The following is a 24552-nucleotide window of genomic DNA, read 5'->3' as shown; positions in this document are numbered from 1 at the left end:
CCGGGCGATGGAATTTATCGGGGGCTTCCAGGTCTTCATCGGTGTGCTGGTCCGGTTCTGGCCGGTATGGCTTGCGATGGCGATCGTGCTGGGCGCGAGCTTCACCTACAAGTCGAAGCTCGGCCTCTACGGCCAGCTTTTCGACTCGGGCGTCGGCATTGCCGGCGTGTCGATCTGCCTGTTCTGGCTGTTCACGGCGATCTTCTCGGGCACGGTCGCGCCTTTCGATCCGCTCGGGCAGATCGTGGTGATGAAGGATGCGCTGCCTGGCGCGATCGTTCCCGACACGGACCAGGTCTACCTGTTCGGCGGCGACAAGCTGGCGCGCGACGTGTTCTCGCGCATGGTGTTCGGCAGCAAGATCGTGCTGATCATCGCGCCGGCGGCGACGGCCTTTGCGCTAATGGTCGGCATCACGCTCGGACTGCCCGCCGGCTATTACGGCGGGCGGACCGACTCCATCCTGTCGTTCCTGGCCAACCTGGTGCTGGCCTTCCCGGTGATCCTGCTGTTTTACCTGCTGGTGACGCCCGGCATCATGGACACGCCTATCCCCTATGCGCTGGCCGGGCTGTTCTTCCTGTTCCCGATCATCTTCTTCACGACGCTGTTCTACACGCGCTTCAAGAACCGGCCGGACAGGCTCTACATACTGGTCGGGCTGACGCTGCTGCTCGGCGGCTGGGTCTATATCGGCCTGGTGTTCAACGCCGATCCGCTCGGCATCGTCTCGATGAAGCCCAACCAGCTCAACATCTTCGTGGCGGTGGTGTTCGCCTCCAGTCCCGGCGTGTTCCGCATCGTGCGCGGCCTGGTGATGGACATCAAGACGCGCGACTACGTGGCAGCGGCACAGACGCGCGGCGAGACGCCGTGGTACATCATGCTGTGGGAGATACTGCCCAATGCGCGCGGGCCGCTGATCGTCGATGCCTGCCTGCGCATCGGCTACACGACGATCCTGCTCGGCACGCTCGGTTATTTCGGCCTCGGCCTGGCGCCCGAAAGCCCCGACTGGGGCACGGCGATCAAGGATGCCAGCCGCCTGCTGCGCTCCTTCATCCACCCCGCGCTGCCGCCGACGATCGCGCTGATGTCCTTCGTGCTCGGCCTAAACCTGCTTGCCGACGCGCTGCGCGAGCAGTCGATGAAGGATTGAGGATGGGAGCGGCGACACCCCCATCTGCCGTGCCGGGTCTCTCGTCCTCGAGGGGAGAGACCGGCGGCTTCCGCGCCGCGCCCACCACACATATGCCCCGGAGAGAGCCATGAACGAAGTCGTCCAAGCCTCCGCCACACAGGCCGCTGAACCGATCATCGAGATCGAGAACCTGTCGATCTCCTTCTTCACCCGCGCCGGCGAGATCCCGGCGGTGATGGATTTTTCCTGCACGGTGATGCCGGGCGAGGCGATGGGCATCGTCGGGGAATCGGGCTGCGGCAAGTCGACCGTTTCGCTCGGAATCATGCGCGACCTGTCCAACATCGGCAAGATCGTCGGCGGCCGCATCAAGTTCCAGGGCAAGGACATGGGCGACCTGTCCGACGAGGAGCTGCGGCAGATCCGCGGCAACAAGATCGCGATGATCTACCAGGAGCCGATGGCCAGCCTGAATCCGGCGATGAAGGTCGGCCAGCAGCTGATGGAAGTGCCGATCATCCACGAGAAGGTGTCGAAGGAGGAAGCCTACAAGCGGGCGCTGGAGACGGTGCGCGCGGTGAAGCTGCCCGATCCCGAGCGGATGATGAAATCCTTCCCGCACCAGCTTTCGGGCGGCCAGCAGCAACGCATCGTGATCGCCATGGCGCTGCTGTCGAAGCCGGCGCTGCTCTTGCTCGACGAGCCGACGACGGCGCTCGACGTGACGGTGGAGGCCGGCATCGTCGAACTGGTGAAGGGGCTCGGCAAGGAATTCGGCACGTCGATGATCTTCGTGTCGCACAATCTCGGCCTGATCCTCGAGACCTGCGACCGGATCACCGTGATGTATTCGGGCGAGGCCGTCGAGACCGGCAAGATCAAGGACGTGTTCGACCGCATGCGCCACCCCTATACGCAGGGGCTGTTCCGCTCGATCCCGCTGCCCGGCGCCGACAAGAATTCGCGCCCGCTGATTGCCATTCCCGGCCAGCTGCCGCTGCCGCACGAGCGCCCCAAGGGCTGCAATTTCGGCCCGCGCTGCCAGCATTTCGTCGAGGGCCTGTGCAACGCCGCGGAAATCCCGATGATCCCCGTGGAGGGCCATGAGGGGCATTTCAGCCGCTGCGTGCGCTTCAACGAGATCGATTGGGACGCCATGCCCGAAGGCGCGACGGAAAAGAAGGAGCCGGTGGCGCCCGGCGCGCCGGTGCTGCAGATCGAGGACCTGCGGAAATACTACAAGGTGTCGGCGAACGAGATCTTCGGCGGCGCCGAGCCGCGTACGGTCAAGGCAAACGAGACGATCAGCTTCACGGCGCGCGAGAGCGAGACGGTGGCCATCGTCGGCGAATCCGGCTGCGGGAAGTCGACGCTGGCCAAGGTGCTGCTCGGGCTCGAGACAGCCTCGTCGGGCACGGTCAAGCTCGACAACAGCGAGATCCAGTCGACCGCCATCGAGGACCGCGACGTGAAGACCGTGGCGTCCATCCAGATGGTGTTCCAGAACCCGTTCGACACGCTGAACCCCAGCCATTCGGTCGGCTCGCAGATCATCCGGACGCTGGAAAAGTTCAATGTCGGCAACAATGTCGCGGAACGGCGCGAGCGGATGCTCGAACTGCTCGACCTGGTGAAGCTGCCGCGCGCTTTCGAGACGCGCATGCCGCGCCAGCTTTCGGGCGGGCAGAAGCAGCGCATCGGCGTTGCGCGCGCCTTTGCCGGCAATGCCAAGGTGGTGGTGGCCGATGAACCTGTGTCGGCACTCGACGTCTCGGTGCAGGCGGCGGTGACCGAACTCCTGATGGACATCCAGCGCGTCAACAAGACGACGATGCTGTTCATCAGCCACGACCTCTCGGTGGTACGCTACATCGCCGACCGCGTGGTGGTGATGTATCTCGGCTACATCGTCGAGCAGGGCACGACCGACCAGATCTTCTCGCCGCCCTACCACCCCTATACGGAGGCGCTGCTGTCGGCGATCCCGATTGCCGACACGAGCGTGGTGAAGAAGCATATCGTGCTCGAAGGCGACATTCCCTCGGCCATGAACCCGCCGTCGGGCTGTCCGTTCCAGACGCGCTGCGGCTACAAGCACCTGGTGCCGGACAATCTTTGCGAGACGAAGGTGCCGCCGCCCAAGGATCTCGGCGACGGCCATAAGAGCCTGTGCTGGCTGGACGACGATGTGCTGGCCAAGATGGACCCAGTGATCAGCTTCGCCGCCGCCGACGACGCTGTGCCGGAAGACGCGCCGAAGGGCAGCGGGCCGGGATTTGCCGGCGAACCGCCCAAGCGTCCGCACGGCAAGCTGGCCAAGCCTGGCGCAGGCAAGATCGGCGAGGCTGCCGAGGAAGCCGAGGCAAGCGCGAAGGCGCGCCGAGAGGAACGGCGCGACAATGCGGTGCCGACGGGCGAACCGAGGCCAGCCTCCGATCCACTGTCGCCGCCGGAAGTCGGACAGGGTCGCCAGGCTCTCGACGACACGGCGCCCTCGGCCTTCAAGCCTACGCGCAAGGAAGCCGAGAAGGGCGCGGCAAAGCCAGGCAAGGGCAAGAAGGGCTGACCGGCCGGCCAGGCGCGTGAACGAATAATCGCGACAAAGCGCCCCGGCAGGGAACGTCGGACGCGCCAAGGGGTTTCTCCTGCCCGGACCAACCGAGCAGGAGATGCGACCGTGACCGACCACGAGAATGAAGAGCAGCTTTACGACGTCATCAAGGACCTGGACATCTGCATGATGACCACGGTCGAGGCGGACGGGCGGCTACTCACCCGGCCGATGGCCAACCAGGAAGCCGAAGAGAACGGCGACATCTGGTTCTTCACGCACCATGACGGATCGGTGGTCAAGAACCCGCAGGTCAGCCTCGGCTACTCCAACGCCAGCGGCCGCCATGCCGCGCTGTCGGGAACCGGCGCGGAGGTGCGTGACCGCGCGCTGATCGAGGAGAAGTGGACTGACGACCTCGAGGCATGGTTCCCGGAAGGCAAGGACGACCCGAACCTGACCCTGGTCAAGGTGACGCCCGACCGCGGCGAGTTCTGGGATGGCGGGTCGTCGACCATCGTGTCGGCAATCGGCTACCTGCGGACCAAGGTTTCCGGCGCCAATGCCGACGACATGATCGACCACGCCAAGGTCAGCCTCTAGGCCCGAACGGCCAAGCGATCTGGATTTCGAGGGGAGGCGGCCGCCGGGCCGTCTCCCTTTTCGCATGTGGACGTCAGGTCAGGCAGATCCGCCGGCCCTGCATTGGCGCATCTGCGCCGCATAGTCTCGCGCCATCTCGTCGGTAGAGCGGGCATATTTGCGGATTGGCGCGTTGCTTTGCCAGTCGCCGCGCTTGTAGCCACCCCAGCCGAGATAATAGGCGAGGTAGAGATTGTAGGTGTCGTTCCTGGCGATGCCGAGCGTGTCGGATGACTTGGAGTGGTACCAGCCGACGAAATCGACGGCATCGGCGAAAGAGGTTCGCCGCGCGCCTGTATTGCCGGTCTCGCGCTGGTACTGCGCCCAGGTGCCGTCGAGCGCCTGCGAGTAGCCATAGGCGGTGGAGGGGCGCTTCCACGGGATGAAGCCGAAGAGCTTGGTGCGCGGCGGCTTGGCATCGGCCTGGAATCCGGATTCCTTGCGCAGCGTCGCCATCAGCACGGGAACCGGCACGCCATACTTGCGCTCGGCGCGCTGGGCGCCCGACTGCCAGTCGTTGAACCAGCCGTCGCGCTGGTCGAAGACGGCGCAGATATTGTTGATGTTCTCGGGCTGGGTCGCGCAGGCGGACAGGGCCAGCAGCAAGCCAACCGATAGAACTCGACTAAAACGCGACGCAACCATGGTTCATAGATAGCCAGAAAAGTTAAATGTATTCTTTCATGGCCTGTTAACCGTTGCGTTGACGTTAAGTCAACCTGCGGACGGCGGACCAAGACTCGGATGGTTACCGCCCGACCGGGTCAGAATTGTGGTTTTCGTGCCTTCAGGAAACCGTGTCTTCCTGCTTCTTGCGCTCGCAGTCATGGCCCGAGCCGCTCTGCGGCGGCGGGCAGTTTTCGCCCGAGCATTCCTGGGCACCGGCAGGCGAAGGCCCGCCGACAGGCAGAGCCGTGGCCAACCCGGCGAGAAGGAAAAGTGACATCAGCAGTCGCATGGCCGTCTCCTCTGGTCGCTCCACAGCCTATCGCAACGGCACGGACAGTAAAGCGCGTAAGCGCGCCAGCACCGACATGGAAGGCAGGCGACCTCGCATGTCGTTATTTCTACAGTGGAATTCCGAAAAAGACGCTGGGGCAACAATCTCGCCGGAAACCGCCGCTTTTGTGACAGTCGGGTGGGACCCGAGACGTATTGATGGGTCAATAGACGGTCGCGACGCCTTCAGCCCGGCCGTCGAGGGAGCTAGTCACAATGACCGATGCCGCACGCGCATTCATTTGCGATTTTCGTCCGGGGGACGCGCCGGCCGAGGCCGTACACCAGGCAAAGCGCTGCCTGCTCGACCTGATCGGCGTCGCCGCGGCAGGCTCGCAGTTGCAGTCGAGCCGGATCATCCGGTCTGTCGCCTCGAGCCAGTTCGGCGGGACCGGCGGCTATTTCCTGTTCGATGGACGCAGTGCCAGCGCGACGGGGGCGGCACTCGCCAACGCCACCACCATCGATGGCTTCGACGCGCATGACGGCCACCCGCTGATCAAGGGCCATGCCGGCTGCGGCACGCTGGCCGGCCTGCTCGCCTTCGCCGGCGACGGTTCGTCACTGAGCGGCGCCGAGGCGCTTGGCCATCTGGTCGTCGGCTACGAGGTGGCCATCCGCGGCGGGCTGGCGCTGCACGCCACGGCCGCAGACTACCATACGTCGGGCGCCTGGGTGTCGCTCGGCGTCGCCGCCGTCGGCGCGCGCATCATGGGGCTCGACTGGGCGATGACGCGCGAGGCGCTGGGGATTGCCGAGTATAACGGCCCGCGCAGCCAGATGATGCGCTGCATCGATTATCCGACGATGATCAAGGATGGCTCCGGCTGGGGCGCCATGACGGGGGCCGCGGCCGTCCACCTGGCGCGCGAGGGTTTTACCGGCGCGCCGGCGATCACCATGGAAGGGGCGGATGTCGCGGAGTTCTGGAGCGACATCGGCAGCCGCTGGCGCATCGGCGAACAGTATCTCAAGGCCTATCCGGTGTGCCGCTGGGCGCAGCCGGCGATCGAGGCGGCGGTGCAGCTGCAGCGCGAGCACCGGTTCGCGCATGGCGACATCGAGGCGATCACCGTGCGCACCTTCCACGAGGCGTTCAAGCTGGCGACGGCCGAGCCGCGCGACACGGATGCGGCACAATACAGCCTGCCGTTTCCGGTGGCCGCACTGCTGGTGCGCGGCAAGGTTGGACCTGCCGAGATCGACGCCGCGGCGCTGGCCGACGCTGACATCCTGCGGCTGTCGCGCATGGTCGAGCCGGTCGACGAGCCCCGCTTCTCGGCGTTGTTTCCCGCCGAGCGCTGGGCCGAGGTGGAAATCAGGCTGGCCGACGGACGCCTGCTGCGCTCGAACCCGGCAGTGGCGCGCGGCAGTGCGGAAAATCCGCTGTCGGACGCCGAGGTGAGCGAGAAGTTCCACGGGCTGATGCTGGCCGGCGGTGTCGCGGATCGCGCGGCGCAGATCGAGGACATGGTGCTGGGCCTCGACCGTGCGGCGAACTTCGCGCCGCTGGTCGCGGCATTGCGGCAGGCGCCGGTGGCCGCCGAACTGGCGGGAGCGGCGGAATGAGCGAACCACGCCGCAAACGCGGCGCCGATCGGACGAGCAATCGCGGGCCGGCACCGATCCCGCAGCTGCCGCTGAGGCGCGTGCGCAATCCCTATCCGCCGATGCAGCTGCTGTCGGCCGATCAGGTCGAGGCGATCCATGAGGCGTCGCTGCACATTCTGGAGAATTTCGGCATCGAGGTGATGAGCGGCCATGCGCTGTCACTGTTCGAAAAGGCAGGCGCCAAGGTCGATCATGCGACGCAGACGGTGTGGCTCGACCGCGGGCTGGTCGCCGAGGCGCTGAAGACGACGCCGTCGCACTACCGGCTGACGCCGCGCAATTCTGGGCGGACGGTCCATCTCGGCGGCGACACGCTGAACTTCACGCTGGTCGCCGGGCCGCCCAACGTACACGACATGGAGCGCGGCCGCCGGCCCGGCAACATGGACGACTACCGCGACCTGGTGCGGCTGGCGCAGCATTTCAACTGCATCCACATGCTGGGCAACCAGGTCTGCGCGCCTGTCGAGCTGCCGGCCAACCAGCGCCATCTCGACACCTACCGCGCCAACCTGACGCTGACCGACAAGAGTTTTCATGTCTCGGCGATCGGCCGAGGCAGGGCGCTCGACGGCGTCGCGATGATGGCGATTGCGCGCGGAATGACGCTCGACGAGATGCGGGACGACCCGGGAGTGACGACCATCATCTCGGTCAATTCGCCGCGCCGCTTCGACGATTCCATGTCGGAGGGGCTGATTGCCATGGCCGAGCACGGCCAGTCGGTGGCGGTGACGCCGTTCACGCTGATGGGGGCGATGAGCCCGGTGACGCTGGCCGGCGCTCTGGCGCAGCAGAATGCCGAGGCGCTGTTCGGCGTGACGCTGACGCAGCTGGTGCGGCCGGGCGCGCCGGTGATGTATGGCGCCTTCACCTCGAATGTCGACATGCGCTCGGGCGCGCCGGCCTTCGGCACGCCGGAGAACACCAAGGCCAACATCGCCTCGGGGCAGCTGGCGCGACGCTACGGGCTGCCCTACCGCACGACGCCGGGCTCGGCCTCCAACGCGGCGGACGCGCAGGGCGCCTACGAGACGATGATGGCGCTGTGGGGTGCGGTCCTCGGGCACGGCAACCTGATCTACCACGCCGCCGGCTGGCAGGAGGGCGGGCTGACCGCGTCGTTCGAAAAATTCATCATCGACATCGAGGCGATCCAGCACATGATGGAGTTTCTGACGCCGATCGAGGTGAACGAGGGGGAGCTGGCGCTCGATGCGCTCGGCCGCGTGCCGACCGGCGGCCACTTCTTCGGCGAGCCGCACACGCTGGAGCGCTATTCGACCGCTTTCTACCAGCCGATGCTGTCCAACTGGCAGAATTACGAAGCCTGGCAGGAAGCGGGCGGGCTGGACGCCACCGCGCGGGCGACGCGGCTGTGGAAGAAGGCGCTGGAGGATTATGTCGAGCCGGCGATGGATCCGGCCGTGCGCGAGGAGCTCGACGCCTATGTGGCGAAGCGCAAAGAGGCGATCGGGCAGGGCGAGCCGTGAGGTGTGACACTCCGGCCAGCACCCCCCTCTGTCCTGCCGGACATCTCCCCCTCAAGGGGGGGAGATTGGCAGTTCAGGCGCAGCGCTTCGTCCTGCGACGTTGGAGATTGGCGAAACCGTGGCCCCAGGCTGGTCTCCCCCTTGAGGGGGAGATGGCCGGCAGGCCAGAGGGGGGGAGTGAAGAAACGCACACTTTGCAGTTTTGATTCAACTCCCTCCCAATCCGATTCCCCAAACGCTTTCAACGCACTGAAACAACGGACAAAATCATGAAATCGCATGCGCAGGTTGTGGTCATTGGCGGCGGGGTCGTTGGCTGTTCGGTGCTGTTCCACCTGGCGCGGGCCGGATGGACCGATGTAGTGCTTTTGGAGCGCGACGAGCTGACATCGGGCTCGACCTGGCATGCGGCGGGCGGCATGCACACGATCAACGGCGATCCGAACGTCGCCAAGCTGCAGAAATACACGATCTCGCTCTACAAGGAGATCGAGGAACTGTCGGGACAGGCGACCGGCGTGCACATCACCGGCGGCGTGCTGCTCGCCGCCACCGAGGCACGCATGGACTGGCTGCGCGGCGTCGTCGCCAAGGGCCGTTATCTCGGCCTCGACCTCGAGGAGATCTCGGCCAAGGAAGCGCATGAGCTGATGCCGCTTCTCGACCCGAAGGAATTCGTCGGCGCGGTGCGCAATTCCGAGGACGGGCATCTCGACCCGTCGGGTGTGACGCATGCCTATGCCAAGGCGGCGCGCAAGCTGGGGGCTGCGGTCGAGCGCTTCACCAAGGTGGAGGACATCGTAAGGCTGCCGGACGGCACATGGCGCGTCATCACCAACAAGGGCGAAGTGGTGGCCGAGCATGTCGTCAACGCCGGCGGGCTGTGGGCGCGCGAGGTCGGCCGCATGGTCGGGCTCGAACTACCCGTGCTCGCCATGGAGCACATGTACCTGATCACCGAGGACATGCCGGAAGTGGCCGAGATCAACGCCAAGACCGGCAAGGAGGTGATCCACGCTGTGGATTTCGACGGCGAGCTCTACCTGCGCCAGGAGCGCGGCGGCATGCTGATGGGCACTTACGAGAAGGCCAACAAGCCGTGGTCGGAGTACACGACGCCGTGGAATTTCGGGCACGAGCTCCTGGAGCCCGACATCGACCGCATCGCGCCGTCGCTGGAGGTGGGGTTCCGGCATTTCCCGGCCTTCCAGAACACGGGCATCAAGCAGATCATCAACGGGCCCTTCACCTTTGCGCCGGACGGCAACCCGCTGGTCGGACCGGTGCGCGGCCTGCCGGGCTTCTGGTGCGCCTGCGGCGTGATGGCCGGCTTCAGCCAGGGCGGCGGCGTCGGGCTGGCGCTCGCCAACTGGATGATCCATGGCGACCCGGGCGCCGACATCTGGGCGATGGACGTGGCGCGTTACGGCGACTGGGCGTCGATGGCCTACACCAACGCCAAGGTGCGCGAGAACTATTCCAGGCGCTTCTCGATCCGTTTCCCGAACGAGGAACTGCCGGCCGGGCGGCCACTGAAGACGACGCCGGTCTATGACCTGCTGTCGGCCAGGGGCGCGCAATGGGGCGCGGCCTTCGGGCTGGAAGTGCCGCTCTGGTATGCGCCGGACGGGGTGAAGGACGAATTTTCGTGGCGGCGTTCGAACGATTTTGCGCATGTCGCGAAGGAGGTGAAGACGGTGCGCGAGGGCGTCGGGCTGGCGGAGATTTCGAGTTTCGCCAAGTACCGGGTGGTCGGTGCAGGGGCGGAGAGCTGGCTCGACCGCATGCTCGCCTGCAAGCTGCCGAAGCCCGGGCGCATGGCGCTGGCGCCGATGCTGAAGGAAGACGGCAAGCTGATCGGCGACTTTTCGGTCGCGAATCTGGGCGGTGCACGGCAGGAGTGGTTCATCGCCGGCTCGGGCATCGCGGAAGTGTTCCACATGCGATGGTTCGAGCATCATCTGCCGGATGATGGGTCGGTGGCGGTCGAGGCGCTGGGCTTGAAGCGGCTTGGCCTGACGATTGCCGGGCCGGATGCGCGCAAGGTGCTGGAGAAGGTGACGCGCAGCGACGTCTCCAACGAAGCGTTCCCGTTCATGGCGATAAGGCCGATGGATATCGGCATGGCGCCGTGCCTCGTCGGTCGCGTCAGCTATACGGGCGATCTCGGCTACGAGATCTGGATGGCGCCGGAATACCAGCGCGCGGTGTTCAACACGCTGATGGAAGCGGGTGAGGCGTTCGGCATCGGGCTGTTCGGCTCAAGGGCGCTGAATTCGCTCAGGCTGGAGAAGAATTACGGCTCTTGGGCGCGGGAATACCGGCCGATCTACGGGCCGCTGGAAGCCGGGCTGGAGCGCTTCGTCGCCTATGGCAAGCAGGCCGACTTCATCGGCAAGGCGGCGGCCAACGATGAGCGCAGGGATGGCGGCAAGCTCAGGCTGCGCGCCTTCGTGGTCGACACGGAGGACGCCGACATGATCGGCGACGAGGCGATCTGGTTCGACGGCGCGGTGCGCGGCTGGGTGACCTCGGGCGGCTACGCGCACAATGCCGGGGCGTCAGTCGCCATGGGCTATGTGCCGAAGGAGATCGCCGACGAGCCGGACGGCTTCGAGATCGAACTGCTGGGCAAGAGGTATCCGGCAAGGCTGCAGGCGTCGCCGCTGTTCGACGCCAATTTCGAGCGTATGCGCGGGTAGGACGGGCTATTGCGGGCATGAAGCAACGCATTTTTCTGCCGCCACATAAGACCGCGGCGCTGTTCATCGACATGCAGGAGGAGCACCGGCAGGACCAGCGGCTGCTGGCCGTCGGCTTCGACCGGGTGGTCGGGAACGTGCGACGGCTGCAGGCAGCGGCGCGCGAGAACGGTGTTGCGCTCTATCATTTCGCCTATGTCGTCGATGTCGGCTCGGCGGTGACGCGGCCGTTTCACCCGGTCTTGGCGGACGGGCGCTCGGCCTTCAGCGACAAGGACGATCCGCTGACGGCCATCTGCGCCGAGGTGGCGCCCCTGGCCGACGAGCGGCTGATCATCAAGAGCGAGGCGAGCGCCTTCGGGACGGGACTCGGCGACGAGCTGCGGGCCGACGGAATCGAGTGGCTGGTGGTCGCCGGCGTGTGGACGGAAGCCTGCGTCGACGCCACCGTGAAGGGTGCGCTGGCGCAGGGTTTTCGCGTGCTGCTCGTCAAGGACGCCTGCGGCAGCGGCTCGGTGGCGATGCACCAGACGGGCATCCTCAACCTGGCGAACCGGCTCTATGGCGGCGCGGTGGGGGACACCGATGCCGCGTGCCGGTTGCTGGCCGGAGAGACGGTGGAGGCATGGCGGCCGCAAGGCCCGGTGCCGATCCGCTACGATTTCGACACCGCCGGGGCGTTCTACGACGTGCTATGAGCGGGCGGAAGATGCCGCGCCGAAGGGCTCAGTAAGGCGTGCCGTCCTTGCGCGAGAAGCGCCACTGGCCGTCGGGGCCGAGTTCGGCCTTGATGTCGTCATTGGGGTAGGAGCCCTCGTCGCCGGCGGTGCGGTCGCCGACCTCCAGATAGACGACGTCGGCATCGGAGCGGTTGACCAGCTGGTGGGCGATGCCGCCGGCCGGAAAGCCGGCGCACATGCCGGGCGCGAGGGCGAATTCGCCGTCATCGGTGACCAGCGTCGGCGTTCCGTCGAGGATGTAGATGAATTCGTCCTGCCGGCTGTGCCTGTGCAGCAGCGAGGATTCGCCGCCGGGCGCGATGCGCGTCAGGTTGACGCCGAAATTCTTGAGGCCGAAGACGTCGCCGAGCTGGCGCTTCTCGCGCCGCGCCATGCGGCTGAAGAAAGGCTCGGGATAGACCGACGGTTTGGTGCGCGGCGCCACGTCGGCGGCACGCAAGGCGACCGGTTGCGGTTTTGCGGCATCGCTCATCGTCATTCTCCGTTCGGCGCTATCAGGGACGGGCGAATTCTAGCGGGATGGAGGACGGCGTCGAGAGGCAAGCTATGGTCCAGCCGGGGCTCATGAAGCCTGCGCTTCCTCCACTTCCGAATGCAGCCAGTCGATTACCGCCTGCCTGGCGGGGGATGGCCTTGCCGCGGACGGATAGACGATATGGAAACCGCCGGGCGTTTCAGCCTTCCAGACAGTCGCGAGTTTTGCCTGGGCTAGATCGTCGCGCAGCAGCAAGCGGGGAGCAAGGGCAATGCCCTGGCCATTGGCCGCAGCCTCCATCGCGTGCGCCGTCTGGTTGAACTGGGTCATCCGGCCCGGTGCGCTCAGCCCCGCCGCCTGGAACAGCGCGCTCCAATGGCCGTGCGCGTCTTCGATCAGCCTGTGCCCCGCAAAGTCCGAGATCTGGCCGACACGGCCAAGCCGGGCTGCCAGGGCAGGGCTGCAGACGGCGCAGAGATCGAGCGGCGCCAATGGCTCACTGCGCAGCCCTTCGCCGAAGGGTGGGCGTCCCTGGCGAACGGCGAGGTCGACGCCGTCGGTGCGGAAATCGGCCAGGCCCTCGCTGGCCACCGTCCTGATGTCGATGTCCGGATGGCGCGCGGCGAAGCCGCCGAGGCGCGGCACCAGCCATTTCGTGGCGAAGGACGGCGTGACACTGACCGTGATGCGGCTGCCGTCCGGCCGCAGCTTCTGCGTCGCGTCGCCGATGATCGCCAGGGCCCGGCCGATCGATGCGTGGTAGCTGCGCCCGGTCGCGGTGAGGGCAAGCCCGCGTGGCTTGCGATCGAACAGCCTTACGCCAAGGTCGGCTTCGAGCCCGCGCACCTGCTGTGCGACCGCGCCCTGGGTGAGGTGCAGCTCCTCCGCCGCGAGCCGGAAGTTCAGATGCCGGGCCGCCGCCTCGAACATGCGCAGGGCGTTGAGGTTGGGTAGGCGCACGATATCATTTTTCTCCAGGCAGTAGAATTTCTACAGCCTTGCGCGACGAGACATGATTGGTCAAGCAGTGCTGGCTGGGCCAATGTGCGGCACATTCTGAAACCAAGGAGACGACAATGGTTGCGACGAAGGTGGCCCTCATCACGGCAGGCGGCAGCGGACTGGGTGCGGCGGCAGCGCGACGGCTGGCCGCGGACGGCTATCAGGTCGCCATCCTGTCATCCTCCGGCAAGGGCGAGGCGCTGGCCAAGGAACTCGGCGGGCTCGGCGTGACCGGTTCGAACCTCGAGGTCGCGGACCTGAAGAAGCTCGTCGACCTGGCGATGGAGCGCTGGGGCCGCGTCGACGTGCTGGTCAACTCGGCCGGGCACGGGCCGAAGGGGGCAGTGCTGGAGATCAGCGACGAGGACTGGCACCTCGGCATGGACTATTACCTTCTCAACGTGATCCGGTCGACGCGGCTGGTGACGCCGATCATGGCGAAGCAGGGTGGCGGGACGATCGTCAACGTATCGACCTTCGCGGCCTTCGAGCCGGATCCGCTGTTTCCGACCTCGGGCGTGTTCCGTGCCGGGCTGGCGGCTTTCGCCAAGCTGTTTGCCGACAAGTATGCGGCCGACAATGTGCGCATGAACAACATCCTGCCGGGCTTCATCGACAGCCTGCCGGAGAAGGAAGACCGGCGGGCCCGCATCCCGATGGGCCGCTACGGCAAGGAGAAGGAATTTTCGGCACTGGTCTCCTACATAGCGTCGGACGACGCGGCCTACATGACCGGCCAGAACCTGCGCCTCGATGGCGGGCTGACCCGCTCGGTCTGAGTACTGCGGGTCGGAGAGCCGCTCTCTGGCCCGCCGAACTTTCAAGCCGACGATCGCCACCCATCGGCGTCGTCGGCGACGGAAACGGCGCGTCGCCCGGGTTTAAACATGACTGAAATTGTCATCTATTTAGGCAGCCAAAACAGGGGCTTGCCGCAAAATTTGACCGATTGATAAAAAAAGAAAACGTGCTAGCCTTTCCCCAAAACAACAATGGGGATCCCGCATGCCTGAAGGCCGTTTCAAGGAGGGGATAGCCGGCGAGCGGCTGGAAGCTTCCCAGTATTCCGAGAATTTTTCCGACCTGCATCCGCCGCTCGACCATCACGAGGCGCTGGTCGAAAGCGATCGCTGCTACTTCTGCTACGACGCGCCCTGCATGCAGGCCTGCCCGACCTCCATCGACATTCCGCGGTTCATCCGCCAGATCTCGACCGGCAACCCGATCGGTTCGGCCAAGACGATCTTCGACCAGAATATTCTCGGCGGCATGTGCGCCCGCGTGTGCCCGACCGAGACGCTGTGCGAGGAAGTCTGCGTGCGCGAGGTGGCCGAGGGCAAGCCGGTGCAGATCGGCCGCCTGCAGCGCTACGCCACCGACATCGCGATGGCGCGGGACAAGCAGTTTTATGAGCGCGCCGCCCCGAGCGGCAAGAAAATCGCCGTGGTTGGCGCTGGGCCGGCCGGCCTTGCGGCTGCGCACCGTCTGGCGCGCTACGGTCATGCGGTGACCATTCTGGAAGCCAGGCCGAAGGCCGGCGGGCTGAACGAGTACGGCATCGCGGCCTACAAGAGCACCGACGATTTCGCGCAGGCAGAGGTCGACTATGTGACCGCCATCGGCGGCATCGTCATCGATTACGGCCGGGCGCTCGGCGACAATGTGCATCTCGCCGACCTGACGGCTGCCTATGATGCGGTGTTTCTTGGCATGGGCCTCGGCGGCGTCAATGCGCTGAGGGCCGAGGGCGAGGATGCGGAAGGCGTCGAGGCGGCGGTCGAGTTTATTTCGGTGCTGCGTCAGGCCGACGACCTGTCGGCTCTGCCGGTCGGACGCCGCGTGGTGGTAATCGGCGGCGGCATGACGGCCATTGATGCCGCCGTGCAGTCGAAACTGCTTGGCGCCGAAGAGGTGACGATCTGCTACCGGCGCGGCAAGGAGCACATGAACGCCTCGGAGTTCGAGCAGGATCTCGCGGCGTCGAAGGGAGTGACGATCCGCCATTGGATGCAGCCGAAGCGCGTCGTCGTCGATGCGGGCGGAAAGGCCGCGGGAATCGAACTCGAATACACCGCGCTGCAGGATGGCAAGCTGGTCGGGCTCGGCCAGACCGTGACCTTCCCTGCCGACCAGGTGTTCAAGGCGATCGGCCAGACTTTCGTCGGCGACGCGCTGAACGGCAGCGGTCCGGCCATCGAACTGGAGGGCGGTCGCATCAGGGTGGACGAGGAGGGTCGCACGTCGCTCGGCAAGGTCTGGGCCGGCGGCGACTGCATCTTCGGCGGCGACGACCTGACCGTTTCGGCGGTCGCGCAGGGCAGGGATGCCGCCGAGAGCATCCACCGGGCACTCACCGCCAACGGGAGGGCATGAGCATGGCAGACATCCGCAACAATTTCGTCGGCATCAAGAGCCCCAACCCCTTTTGGCTGGCCTCTGCACCGCCGACCGACAAGGCCTACAATGTCGTTCGCGCCTTCAAGGCAGGCTGGGGCGGCGTGGTGTGGAAGACGCTCGGCGAGGAAGGCCCGCCCGTCGTCAACGTCAACGGGCCGCGCTACGGCGCGATCTGGGGCGCGGACCGCCGGCTGCTCGGGCTCAACAACATCGAGCTGATCACCGACCGCGACCTGCAGACCAACCTGCGCGAGATCAAGCAGGTGAAGATGGACTGGCCCGACCGGGCGATGGTGGTGTCGCTGATGGTGCCCTGCGAGGAGCAGGCCTGGAAGGCGATCCTGCCGCTGGTCGAGGAGACGGGCGCCGACGGTATCGAGCTGAACTTCGGCTGCCCGCACGGCATGAGCGAGCGCGGAATGGGGGCGGCTGTCGGCCAGGTGCCGGAATACATCGAGATGGTGGTGCGCTGGTGCAAGCAGAACACCCGCATGCCGGTGATCACCAAGCTGACGCCGAACATCACCGACATCCGAAAGCCGGCACGCGCCGCGCTTGCCGGGGGCACAGACGCGGTGTCGCTGATCAACACGATCAATTCGATCACCGCGGTCAACCTCGACAGCTTCGCGCCGGAGCCGACGATCGACGGCAAGGGCACGCATGGCGGCTATTGCGGCCCGGCAGTGAAGCCTATCGCCATGAACATGGTGGCCGAGATCGCGCGCGATCCGGAAACCGCCGGCCTGCCGATTTCTGCGATCGGCGGCATCACGACATGGCGCGACGCGGCCGAGTTCATGGCGCTCGGCGCCGGCAACGCGCAGGTCTGCACGGCGGCGATGACCTATGGCTTCAAGATCGTCGAGGAGATGATCGCGGGGCTTTCGGACTGGATGGACGAGAAGGGACACCGCTCGCTCGACGACATCATCGGCCGCGCCACGCCCAACGTCACCGACTGGCAGTATCTCAACCTCAACTATGTCGCCAAGGCGCGTATCGACCAGGATGCCTGCATCAAGTGCGGCCGCTGCCATATCGCCTGCGAGGACACCTCGCACCAGGCGATCACCAACAGGGTCGACGGGGTTAGGCATTTCGAGGTGATCGAGGCCGAGTGCGTCGGCTGCAACCTCTGCGTCAATGTCTGCCCGGTGGAGAACTGCATCACCATGGAGCCGCTGGCGGCCGGCGTGATGGACGAGCGCACCGGAAAACCGGTGTCGCCGGTCTATGCCAACTGGACCGAGCATCCGAACAATCCCGCGGCGAAGGTCGCCGCGGAGTAGGTTCCTCCCGAAGCGGGCGGCGGCGTTCGCGTAGCGTATTGAACGCCCCGCCCGCTGGAGGGCTCAGAGGTCCTTTTCGTCGAAGATCAGCATGTCGGCGCCGCCGTCGGCGAAACTCGCGATGTCTGCCGCGGCCGCCTGTCCCTCAGCAGAGGCGAAGGCCTTCTGGATGTCCTCCAGACCATCGAACTGCAGCGTGGCGATGAGATGATTGCCGGTCGGGCCGGCGGGAGAGCCGATGCCCCCCGTGCTGACGGAGTATTTCTTCAGGCCGGGAATCTTCTTGGCGATGGGGACATGCGTCGAGAAATAGTAGGCGTCGAAGGCAGCCTTGTCCTTCGGCTCCTTGTAGACAACGAGCAGTTTGGCCACGGCATTTTCCTCCCGGTCGTCTTGCAGTCTCTTCCGCGGCGGGCTGACCGCCTCGAATCCCTGCCGCACTGTGCGCGAGCCGTTGCGTCCGGGCAATCGACCATTCGTTCATTGAGACGCAGGATCATGTTCGAACGGGAGAGGCGCTGCGTGGTGAACGGCGCGCCTGCTCGTTGTCCTGCCAGCAGGACGACATGCGGCAACCGCGACACCGGGCAACTCACGCTAGCGCGTGCGAGTCCTGGGGTGATGTCCGGGAGGGGGTAGGGGGCGTGGCGCGGGGCTTGGTCATTTTGGAAGCCTTGAGACGGACTTCAATGTTTTGGTTCTTGCCTTGCAGACAAAAGAGCGGGTCCAAGCGAAGGTTCTTGAGAAGCCTTCCGTTGCGAAGCCTTTTTGCGAGAGGCGCTGAGTCAGCGCGTAGATGTTGGCCGAGTTGGCACAGCCTGATCCACGGCGATTTCTCGGAGGCTGCCTTCTCGAGACTCTTCGCGACTGCGTCACGGTCCTCGATGCTCCAGGCCGGCTTGGCAGAAGGTGAAGCTTTCTCTACGGGGGCAGGCGGGTCAATCGCTGCACCGTTCGCATTCCCGGCCGGATCCCTTTTAACCAGCTCAAGGAACTCCGTGCAGGCGGCGCGCCAGGCGCTACCGGCTGTCGCTGTGCCCATACCGTAGACAGGGAAACCGGAGCGGTGAAGACGCAGGGCCAGCGGCGCGAAATCGCGATCGCTGGAGACGATGAGGAAGCTGCCGAAACGCCTTTCCGCGAGCAGGTCCATGGCGCGGATCGTCAGGGCGATATCGGCCGAATTCTTGTTTTTGCCGCCCGATCGCTGAAAGCAGGTTTCGAGAGCGTGCTCCGGCGCAATGTCGGCCCATTCCGACAGTCGATTGGCAGCAAAGTCCCCGACCACGCAGCGGGCCAGCGGCTCGCCTAGACGCTTCGCATGTTCCATGATCGACGGCATGTGGCTCGCGGAGACATTCTCGCCGTCGATCAACACTGCCAGGGGGAGCTTGTCCATGCACCGGTCCCTTTTGCGTGCGGACCCTAATGCCAAGGTTTGAATTTCGCGTTTTCGAGACGTGGTGAAATTGAACGAATTCGGGTCCGTCAGCGCGGCAGGTCGGATGTCTGGAAGAAGGCAACAGGCTGCCCGTCGGGGTCGAGAAACTCTGCGCTCCAGCCGCCGGGGGCATGGGACACGGGGGTGACGATTTCGACGCCGGCCGCTGCGAGCGATGCGACGGCGGCGTCGATGCCGCCATGTTCGAGACCGAACACGATGACCGGAGTGTTGCCGACCTTTGGTTCGCCTGGAAACACGATGAGCTCGGTCGAACCGCCGAGCTTGGCGAGCAGCCATTCCAGGCCGTCTTCCTCCGTATTGCGGGTGAACCGGACACCGAGATGGTCGCGGTAAAAGGCTTCCGTGCGGTCGATATCGCCGACTGTGAACATGATGGCGACGGAATTGAAGATCTGGGTCACGGCTTGCTCCTGTTTGACATGCACCCCTTGTTGCCGCCTGAGGGCGAAACGTGAGCAACCGCGAGCAGAATATTCTGGCCGTCGGGGTCGGCGATGGCGATGCGGCGGCCAGACCCGTGTTGGAGCGACCGCCTGAGCGCGCGGCGACGCAGGCCATCGAATACCGTTGCCGGCAGCGAGGTGACAGGTTCGTCTATTCGATAGCTGCTCCTGGCGATGGCCCTCCTCAGCGCGCGGATCCGCTGTCTAAGTGCCGTGTCGGGTACCGCCAGCAGATAGGCTATCTCCTGCCGGTCCATGCCGAGGACGACCAGCCGAGCGAGAATCTGTAGCGACGGAGGCAGGCATGACAGAAAACATTCCGGCAGTCCCGGCAGGACGTTCGGCGAGGACCTGTCGCAGGAGGCGAAATCGCTGTCGCGGCGACGGCGTCGCGCAGCCGTGCGGGCGACAAAACTGGCGCGCAGGCGGATGGCACCGAACGCCCAGGCAAGGAAGCGCTCGTCGTCTAGTTTTCGGTTTTGGGAGATCGCGGCGAGCAACACGTCCTGGACAAGGTCGTCGGCTTCGTCGGAGAGCCGCGCGTAACGCCCAGCATAATTGCGCATACGCCGGAGCGCCGACTCCGACAGTCCAGGCTGCAGGCTCATTCAGGTCGCGCCCTTGGCACCAGCCCGGTCAGGAACAGTTGCTCGAGGTAGCGTGCGGCGTCCTCGAAACGGCCGTCGCCGCCGCGGTCGGGGCCCAGCACGGCGCGGACCTGCACGTCGAAATCGGCATAGTGCTGGGTGGTCGCCCAGATCGAGAAGAGGAGATGGCGCGGGTCGGTGGCGGTGATGCGGCCGGCGCGCATCCAGCCCTTGATGATCTCGGCCTTCTCGTCGACCAGGCTCTTCAGCTCGCCTTCGAGCATCGGCATGATGCGCGGTGCGCCCTGGAGGATCTCGTTGGCGAAGAGCCGGCTCTCGCGCGGATAGTCGCGCGCCATCTCCAGCTTGCGGCGGATGTAGCTGCGGATCTCGGTGACCGGGTCGCCGACATCGTCGATCTCGCGAAGCGGCGCCAGCCAAGTGTCGAGCAGGCGCCGCATCAGCGTCTCGTGAATGTCTTCCTTGCGGCGGAAATAATAGAGCAGGTTGGGCTTCGACATGCCCGCGGCCTCGGCGATCTGGTCGATGGTCGAGCCGCGGAAGCCATGCGTGGAGAAGACGTCGAGCGCTGCCTCGAGGATGAGGTCGCGCTTTTCACGCTGGATGCGGGTGCGGCGTGGGGCAGGGGCGTCCATGGTCATCGCGTTCCGCTGCGAGCGCTCCAGGAGGCCTGGCTGTGGCCCAATAGGCTGGACCAGTTTTTATCGACCTGTGGAGCGGGTTCGCAGGGCTTCATTTCCGCTAGTAATCCCTTGACCGCCTCTCTGGCGGTGCTAACGTTTGTCCATCCGGTCAAAAATTTGCGTAGCATGAAAAGGCCGCAAAGACCAAGCGTTGGCCGTATCGTAACAAGACTGAAGGGGAAGCTTGGTCATGTCCAACCGGCTGAAAGTCACACCGAACGATCTCAGTGCATTCTGGATGCCGTTCACCTCGAACCGGCAGTTCAAGCAGGCGCCGCGCATGCTGGCCGCCGCCAAGGACATGCACTACACGACAACCGACGGTCGACAGGTGCTCGATGGCACCGCGGGCCTGTGGTGCGTCAATGCCGGCCACTGCCGGCCGAAGATCACCGAGGCGATCCAGCAGCAGGCAGCCGAGCTCGATTATGCGCCGGCCTTCCAGATGGGCCACCCCAACGCCTTCGAACTGGCCAACCGGCTGGTCGACCTGGCGCCCGAGGGGCTCGACCACGTCTTCTATACCAATTCCGGTTCCGAATCCGTCGAGACGGCGCTCAAGATCGCGCTCGCCTACCAGCGCGTGAAGGGCGAGGGCTCGCGCACCCGCCTGATCGGCCGCGAGCGCGGCTATCACGGCGTCAATTTCGGTGGCATCTCGGTCGGCGGCATCGTTACCAACCGCAAGATGTTCGGCACGCTCTTGGCCGGCGTCGACCACATGCCGCACACGCACAACCTAGCCAAGAACGCCTTCACGCGCGGCGAGCCGGAGCATGGCGCCGAGCTTGCCGACGAGCTGGAGCGCATCGTCACGCTGCACGACGCCTCGACGATCGCGGCCGTCATCGTCGAGCCGGTAGCCGGCTCGACCGGCGTGCTGATCCCGCCGAAGGGCTATCTGCAGAAGCTGCGCGATATCTGCACCAAGCACGGCATTTTGCTGATCTTCGACGAGGTCATCACCGGCTTCGGCCGCCTCGGCACGCCGTTCGCCTCAGACTATTTCGGCGTCACGCCCGACATCATCACCACCGCCAAGGGCGTCTCCAACGGCGTCATCCCGATGGGCGCGGTGTTCGTGAAAAAGGAAATCCACGACGCCTTCATGACCGGGCCCGAGCACATGATCGAGCTGTTCCACGGCTACACCTATTCGGGCAACCCGATCGCCTGCGCGGCCGCACTCGGCACGCTCGACACCTACAAGGAAGAGGGGCTGCTGACGCGCGGCGCCGAGCTCGCGCCCTACTGGGAGGACGCGCTGCACTCGCTGAAGGGCGAGCCGCATGTCATCGACATCCGCAACATCGGCCTGATCGGCGCAATCGAGCTTCAGCCGATTGCCGGCAGCCCGACCAAGCGCGCCTTCTCGGCCTTCGTGAAGGCGTTCGAGAACGGGGCGCTGATCCGCACCACGGGTGACATCATCGCGCTGTCGCCACCGCTGATCATCTCGAAGGCGCAGATAGACGAGCTGATCGACCAGGTGCGCAAAGTTCTTCGCGCGATCGACTAGGAAAGGGCAGGCATGGCGGCTCCAGGAGAGAATCTCAGAATCAATTCAGAGCGTTTGTGGGATTCGCTCATGGAGATGGCGAAGATCGGCCCCGGCATTGCCGGCGGCAACAATCGCCAGACGCTGACCGACGAGGACGGCGAAGGGCGCAAGCTCTTCGAAACATGGTGCAAGGCGGCCGGGCTCGAGATGGGGCTCGACCAGATGGGCACCATGTTTGCCCGCCGCGAGGGTACGGACCCGGATGCGCTGCCGGTCTATGTCGGCAGCCATCTCGATACGCAGCCGACCGGCGGCAAGTATGACGGCGTGCTCGGCGTGCTCGCCGGACTCGAAATCGTGCGCTCGCTGAACGATCTCGACATCAAGACCAGGCATCCAATCGTCGTCACCAACTGGACAAACGAGGAAGGCACGCGCTTTGCGCCGGCGATGCTGGCGTCGGGCGTGTTTGCCGGCGTGCACGAGCAGGACTGGGCTTACGAGCGCAAGGACAAGGCGGGCAAGAGTTTTGGCGACGAGCTAGCCCGCATCGGCTGGAAGGGCGAGGAGGAAGTCGGCGCGCGCAAGATGCACGCCTTTTTCGAACTGCATATCGAGCAGGGGCCGATCCTCGAGGACGAGGGCATCGATATCGGCGTGGTGACGCACGGCCAGGGCCTGAAATGGCTGCAGGTGACGCTGACCGGCAAGGAGAGCCACACCGGCTCGACGCCGATGCCCAAGCGCCGCAATGCCGGGCTTGGGATGGCGCGGGTGACCGAACTGGTGCACGAGATCGCCATGGACTACCAGCCGGACGCGGTCGGTGCGATCGGCCACATGGAGGTCTACCCCAACTCGCGCAACATCATCGCCGGCCGCACCGTCTTTACCGTCGACATCCGCTCGCCGGAAAAGGAAGTGCTCGACGCCATGGACGGGCGTATCCGCGAAGGCATCGAGACGATCTGCGAGGCACTCGATATTTCCTTCGAGATCGAGCAGGTCGGCCATTTCGACCCGGTGACATTCGATCCGGGCTGCGTGAAGGCCGTGCGCGACGCCGCGGAGCGTCTCGGCTATTCACACCGCAACCTCGTCTCGGGCGCCGGGCACGACGCCTGCTGGATCAACCGCGTCGCGCCGACCGCCATGGTGATGTGCCCCTGCGTCGACGGGCTGAGCCACAACGAGGCCGAGGAGATCTATCCCGAATGGGCCTCGGCCGGCGCCGATGTGCTGTTCCACGCGGTGGTGGAGACGGCGGGGATTGTGGAGTGAGGTGATTCGGCCAGACGGAAAAGTGCAACGCAGCTCAGAAGAAGCGCGGATAGAACAGGGGAATTGCTGAATATGTCGAAAGTCTTCAAGAACGGAACCGTCGTCACCGCCGACCGCACCTGGAAGGCCGACGTGCTGGTCAAGCACGGCAAGATCGTGGCGATCGGCCCCGACCTGCATGGCGACCACGAGTTCGACGCCACGGGCTGCTACATCATGCCGGGCGGCATCGATCCGCACACGCATCTAGAGATGCCGTTCATGGGCACCTATTCGGCCGACGATTTCGAGAGCGGCACGCGCGCGGCACTCTCCGGCGGCACGACGATGGTGGTCGATTTCTGCCTGCCGGCGCCCGGCCAGTCGCTGCTCGAGGCGCTGCAGATGTGGGACAACAAGACCTCAAAGGCGGCCTGCGACTTCTCCTTCCACATGGCCATCACCTGGTGGGGCGAGCAGGTGTTCAACGAGATGGCGACGGTGGTCGACAAGGGCATCACCTCGTTCAAGCACTTCATGGCCTACAAGGGCGCGCTGATGGTCGACGACGACGAGATGTATTCGTCGTTCCAGCGCTGTGCCGCACTCGGCGCGCTGCCGCTGGTGCATGCCGAGAACGGCGACGTCGTTGCGCAGCTGCAGCAGAAGCTGATGGCGGCCGGCAATGACGGGCCCGAGGCGCATGCCTATTCGCGGCCGCCGGAAGTCGAGGGCGAGGCGACCAACCGGGCGATCATGATCGCCGACATGGCCGGCACGCCGCTCTACGTGGTGCACACCTCCTGCGAGCAGGCGCACGAGGCGATCCGCCGGGCGCGGCAGAAGGGCATGCGCGTCTATGGCGAACCGCTGATCCAGCACCTTGTGCTCGACGAGAGCGAATACGCCAATCCCGACTGGGACCATGCGGCGCGCCGCGTGATGAGCCCGCCCTTCCGCAACAAGCTGCATCAGGATTCGCTTTGGGCCGGCCTGCAGGCGGGTTCGCTGCAGGTGGTGGCAACCGACCATTGCGCCTTCACCACCAAGCAGAAGCGTACCGGCGTCGGGGATTTCACCAAGATTCCGAACGGCACGGGCGGTCTCGAGGACCGCATGCCGGTGCTATGGACCAAGGGCGTCAACACCGGCCGGCTTACCATGAACGAATTCGTCGCCGTGACCTCCACCAACATCGCCAAGATCCTCAACATGTATCCGAAGAAAGGCGCCATAGTCGAAGGCGCGGATGCCGACCTGGTGGTCTGGGATCCCAAGCGCAAGAAGACGATCTCGGCCAAGAGCCAGCAATCGGTGATCGACTACAACGTGTTCGAGGGCATCGAGGTGACCGGCCTGCCGCGCTTCGTGCTGTCGCGCGGCGAACTGGTGATCCAGGAGGGCGACGTGCATACCAAGCCGGGGCACGGCGAGTTCGTGGCGCGCGAGCCGCATGGCGCGGTCAACCGCGCGCTGTCGACCTGGAAGGAAGTGGTTGCGCCGCGCAAGGTCGAGCGCAGCGGCATCCCGGCGGGCGTCTGACCAGC

General features: G+C 65.4%; 22 protein-coding genes. 13 read left to right on the top strand and 9 right to left on the bottom strand.

What is annotated here, in order from left to right; genetic code table 11:
- The first annotated feature begins 7 nt into the window (after positions 1–7).
- The 3 genes from ACT2BZ_RS23445 (at position 8) to ACT2BZ_RS23435 (ending at position 4295) form a co-directional block, all read left to right on the top strand.
- Positions 8–1159, top strand: a complete 1152-nt coding sequence (locus ACT2BZ_RS23445) for an ABC transporter permease (RefSeq protein WP_457938221.1) — start codon at positions 8–10, stop codon at positions 1157–1159.
- A gap of 109 nt (positions 1160–1268) precedes the next feature.
- The gene (locus ACT2BZ_RS23440; RefSeq protein ID WP_457938219.1) at positions 1269–3707 is read left to right on the top strand and encodes a dipeptide ABC transporter ATP-binding protein; all 2439 of its coding nucleotides are present in this window, start codon (positions 1269–1271) and stop codon (positions 3705–3707) included.
- Positions 3708–3818: 111 nt separating this feature from the next.
- Positions 3819–4295: a pyridoxamine 5'-phosphate oxidase family protein gene (locus tag ACT2BZ_RS23435; RefSeq protein WP_457938217.1), complete on the top strand. Its 477-nt coding sequence runs from the start codon at positions 3819–3821 to the stop codon at positions 4293–4295.
- Between the two features lie 78 nt (positions 4296–4373).
- On the opposite strand, the gene ACT2BZ_RS23430 is transcribed toward ACT2BZ_RS23435, so the two are convergent.
- The gene (locus ACT2BZ_RS23430; RefSeq protein ID WP_457938215.1) at positions 4374–4979 is read right to left on the bottom strand and encodes a transglycosylase SLT domain-containing protein; all 606 of its coding nucleotides are present in this window, start codon (positions 4977–4979) and stop codon (positions 4374–4376) included.
- Between the two features lie 142 nt (positions 4980–5121).
- Positions 5122–5292 (bottom strand): hypothetical protein, encoded by a 171-nt coding sequence (locus tag ACT2BZ_RS23425; protein WP_457938213.1) that lies wholly within the window; start codon positions 5290–5292, stop codon positions 5122–5124.
- 257 nt (positions 5293–5549) lie between these two features.
- On the opposite strand from ACT2BZ_RS23425, the gene ACT2BZ_RS23420 reads away from it, so the two are divergent.
- From ACT2BZ_RS23420 to ACT2BZ_RS23405, 4 genes are all read left to right on the top strand, one after another.
- Positions 5550–6902, top strand: a complete 1353-nt coding sequence (locus tag ACT2BZ_RS23420) for an MmgE/PrpD family protein (protein ID WP_457938211.1) — start codon at positions 5550–5552, stop codon at positions 6900–6902.
- Complete coding sequence (locus ACT2BZ_RS23415; protein WP_457938209.1) at positions 6899–8437, top strand: trimethylamine methyltransferase family protein; 1539 nt, start codon at positions 6899–6901, stop codon at positions 8435–8437. The genes ACT2BZ_RS23420 and ACT2BZ_RS23415 overlap by 4 nt, the downstream gene beginning before the upstream one ends.
- Before the next feature lie 269 nt (positions 8438–8706).
- On the top strand, positions 8707–11139 hold the full coding sequence (locus ACT2BZ_RS23410) for a GcvT family protein (RefSeq protein WP_457938207.1): 2433 nt from the start codon (positions 8707–8709) through the stop codon (positions 11137–11139).
- Positions 11140–11156: 17 nt separating this feature from the next.
- Complete coding sequence (locus ACT2BZ_RS23405) at positions 11157–11837, top strand: isochorismatase family protein (RefSeq protein ID WP_457938205.1); 681 nt, start codon at positions 11157–11159, stop codon at positions 11835–11837.
- A gap of 28 nt (positions 11838–11865) precedes the next feature.
- On the opposite strand, the gene ACT2BZ_RS23400 is transcribed toward ACT2BZ_RS23405, so the two are convergent.
- Both ACT2BZ_RS23400 and ACT2BZ_RS23395 read right to left on the bottom strand, forming a co-directional pair.
- A complete protein-coding gene (locus tag ACT2BZ_RS23400) occupies positions 11866–12351 on the bottom strand; it encodes a cupin domain-containing protein (RefSeq protein WP_457938203.1) in 486 nt (161 codons plus the stop codon).
- Positions 12352–12441: 90 nt separating this feature from the next.
- Positions 12442–13314, bottom strand: coding sequence for a LysR substrate-binding domain-containing protein (locus tag ACT2BZ_RS23395; RefSeq protein ID WP_457938202.1), 873 nt, complete (start codon positions 13312–13314; stop codon positions 12442–12444).
- A gap of 116 nt (positions 13315–13430) precedes the next feature.
- Here ACT2BZ_RS23395 and ACT2BZ_RS23390 point away from each other — a divergent pair, with 116 nt between their 5' ends.
- From ACT2BZ_RS23390 to preA, 3 genes are all read left to right on the top strand, one after another.
- On the top strand, positions 13431–14135 hold the full coding sequence (locus tag ACT2BZ_RS23390) for an SDR family oxidoreductase (RefSeq protein ID WP_457938200.1): 705 nt from the start codon (positions 13431–13433) through the stop codon (positions 14133–14135).
- A 226-nt stretch (positions 14136–14361) separates the two neighbouring features.
- Positions 14362–15729, top strand: a complete 1368-nt coding sequence (locus ACT2BZ_RS23385) for an NAD(P)-dependent oxidoreductase (RefSeq protein ID WP_457938198.1) — start codon at positions 14362–14364, stop codon at positions 15727–15729.
- 2 nt (positions 15730–15731) lie between these two features.
- Positions 15732–17045: an NAD-dependent dihydropyrimidine dehydrogenase subunit PreA gene (gene preA / locus ACT2BZ_RS23380; RefSeq protein ID WP_457938196.1), complete on the top strand. Its 1314-nt coding sequence runs from the start codon at positions 15732–15734 to the stop codon at positions 17043–17045.
- Between the two features lie 63 nt (positions 17046–17108).
- On the opposite strand, the gene ACT2BZ_RS23375 is transcribed toward preA, so the two are convergent.
- The 5 genes from ACT2BZ_RS23375 to ACT2BZ_RS23355 all read right to left on the bottom strand — a co-directional run bounded on the left by ACT2BZ_RS23375 (position 17109) and on the right by ACT2BZ_RS23355 (position 20196).
- Positions 17109–17417 (bottom strand): EthD family reductase, encoded by a 309-nt coding sequence (locus ACT2BZ_RS23375; RefSeq protein WP_457938194.1) that lies wholly within the window; start codon positions 17415–17417, stop codon positions 17109–17111.
- A gap of 220 nt (positions 17418–17637) precedes the next feature.
- Entirely contained in the window at positions 17638–18444 is an 807-nt protein-coding gene (locus ACT2BZ_RS23370; protein ID WP_457938192.1) for an NYN domain-containing protein, read from the bottom strand.
- Positions 18445–18533: 89 nt separating this feature from the next.
- Positions 18534–18911 (bottom strand): VOC family protein, encoded by a 378-nt coding sequence (locus tag ACT2BZ_RS23365; protein ID WP_457938191.1) that lies wholly within the window; start codon positions 18909–18911, stop codon positions 18534–18536.
- Positions 18908–19519, bottom strand: a complete 612-nt coding sequence (locus ACT2BZ_RS23360) for an RNA polymerase sigma factor (RefSeq protein WP_457938189.1) — start codon at positions 19517–19519, stop codon at positions 18908–18910. Before ACT2BZ_RS23360 ends, ACT2BZ_RS23365 begins: the two co-directional genes overlap by 4 nt.
- 38 nt (positions 19520–19557) lie before the next feature.
- Positions 19558–20196, bottom strand: coding sequence for a TetR family transcriptional regulator C-terminal domain-containing protein (locus tag ACT2BZ_RS23355; RefSeq protein WP_457938187.1), 639 nt, complete (start codon positions 20194–20196; stop codon positions 19558–19560).
- A gap of 238 nt (positions 20197–20434) precedes the next feature.
- Between ACT2BZ_RS23355 and ACT2BZ_RS23350 the strand changes: the two genes are divergently transcribed.
- The 3 genes from ACT2BZ_RS23350 (at position 20435) to hydA (ending at position 24547) form a co-directional block, all read left to right on the top strand.
- Entirely contained in the window at positions 20435–21763 is a 1329-nt protein-coding gene (locus tag ACT2BZ_RS23350; protein ID WP_457938185.1) for an aminotransferase class III-fold pyridoxal phosphate-dependent enzyme, read from the top strand.
- Positions 21764–21775: 12 nt separating this feature from the next.
- A complete protein-coding gene (locus ACT2BZ_RS23345) occupies positions 21776–23026 on the top strand; it encodes a Zn-dependent hydrolase (RefSeq protein ID WP_457938184.1) in 1251 nt (416 codons plus the stop codon).
- A 72-nt stretch (positions 23027–23098) separates the two neighbouring features.
- Positions 23099–24547 (top strand): dihydropyrimidinase, encoded by a 1449-nt coding sequence (gene hydA / locus ACT2BZ_RS23340; protein WP_457938183.1) that lies wholly within the window; start codon positions 23099–23101, stop codon positions 24545–24547.
- Positions 24548–24552: the final 5 nt, after the last annotated feature.

The organism is Mesorhizobium sp. 10J20-29, from assembly GCF_054130485.1.
This window is presented reverse-complemented; position numbering and strand designations above follow the sequence as displayed.

What these genes read in the sequence shown, in the direction of transcription:
- ACT2BZ_RS23425 (WP_457938213.1), bottom strand. Translation starts at nt 5,292, where the DNA reads ATGCGACTGCTGATGTCACTTTTCCTTCTCGCCGGGTTGGCCACGGCT.
- ACT2BZ_RS23345 (WP_457938184.1), top strand. Translation starts at nt 21,776, where the DNA reads ATGGCGGCTCCAGGAGAGAATCTCAGAATCAATTCAGAGCGTTTGTGG.
- hydA (WP_457938183.1), top strand. Translation starts at nt 23,099, where the DNA reads ATGTCGAAAGTCTTCAAGAACGGAACCGTCGTCACCGCCGACCGCACC.
- preA (WP_457938196.1), top strand. Translation starts at nt 15,732, where the DNA reads ATGGCAGACATCCGCAACAATTTCGTCGGCATCAAGAGCCCCAACCCC.
- ACT2BZ_RS23350 (WP_457938185.1), top strand. Translation starts at nt 20,435, where the DNA reads ATGTCCAACCGGCTGAAAGTCACACCGAACGATCTCAGTGCATTCTGG.
- ACT2BZ_RS23440 (WP_457938219.1), top strand. Translation starts at nt 1,269, where the DNA reads ATGAACGAAGTCGTCCAAGCCTCCGCCACACAGGCCGCTGAACCGATC.
- ACT2BZ_RS23415 (WP_457938209.1), top strand. Translation starts at nt 6,899, where the DNA reads ATGAGCGAACCACGCCGCAAACGCGGCGCCGATCGGACGAGCAATCGC.
- ACT2BZ_RS23400 (WP_457938203.1), bottom strand. Translation starts at nt 12,351, where the DNA reads ATGAGCGATGCCGCAAAACCGCAACCGGTCGCCTTGCGTGCCGCCGAC.
- ACT2BZ_RS23430 (WP_457938215.1), bottom strand. Translation starts at nt 4,979, where the DNA reads ATGGTTGCGTCGCGTTTTAGTCGAGTTCTATCGGTTGGCTTGCTGCTG.
- ACT2BZ_RS23420 (WP_457938211.1), top strand. Translation starts at nt 5,550, where the DNA reads ATGACCGATGCCGCACGCGCATTCATTTGCGATTTTCGTCCGGGGGAC.
- ACT2BZ_RS23385 (WP_457938198.1), top strand. Translation starts at nt 14,362, where the DNA reads ATGCCTGAAGGCCGTTTCAAGGAGGGGATAGCCGGCGAGCGGCTGGAA.
- ACT2BZ_RS23410 (WP_457938207.1), top strand. Translation starts at nt 8,707, where the DNA reads ATGAAATCGCATGCGCAGGTTGTGGTCATTGGCGGCGGGGTCGTTGGC.
- ACT2BZ_RS23445 (WP_457938221.1), top strand. Translation starts at nt 8, where the DNA reads ATGGAATTTATCGGGGGCTTCCAGGTCTTCATCGGTGTGCTGGTCCGG.
- ACT2BZ_RS23405 (WP_457938205.1), top strand. Translation starts at nt 11,157, where the DNA reads ATGAAGCAACGCATTTTTCTGCCGCCACATAAGACCGCGGCGCTGTTC.
- ACT2BZ_RS23360 (WP_457938189.1), bottom strand. Translation starts at nt 19,519, where the DNA reads ATGCGCAATTATGCTGGGCGTTACGCGCGGCTCTCCGACGAAGCCGAC.
- ACT2BZ_RS23355 (WP_457938187.1), bottom strand. Translation starts at nt 20,196, where the DNA reads ATGGACGCCCCTGCCCCACGCCGCACCCGCATCCAGCGTGAAAAGCGC.
- ACT2BZ_RS23370 (WP_457938192.1), bottom strand. Translation starts at nt 18,444, where the DNA reads ATGGACAAGCTCCCCCTGGCAGTGTTGATCGACGGCGAGAATGTCTCC.
- ACT2BZ_RS23390 (WP_457938200.1), top strand. Translation starts at nt 13,431, where the DNA reads ATGGTTGCGACGAAGGTGGCCCTCATCACGGCAGGCGGCAGCGGACTG.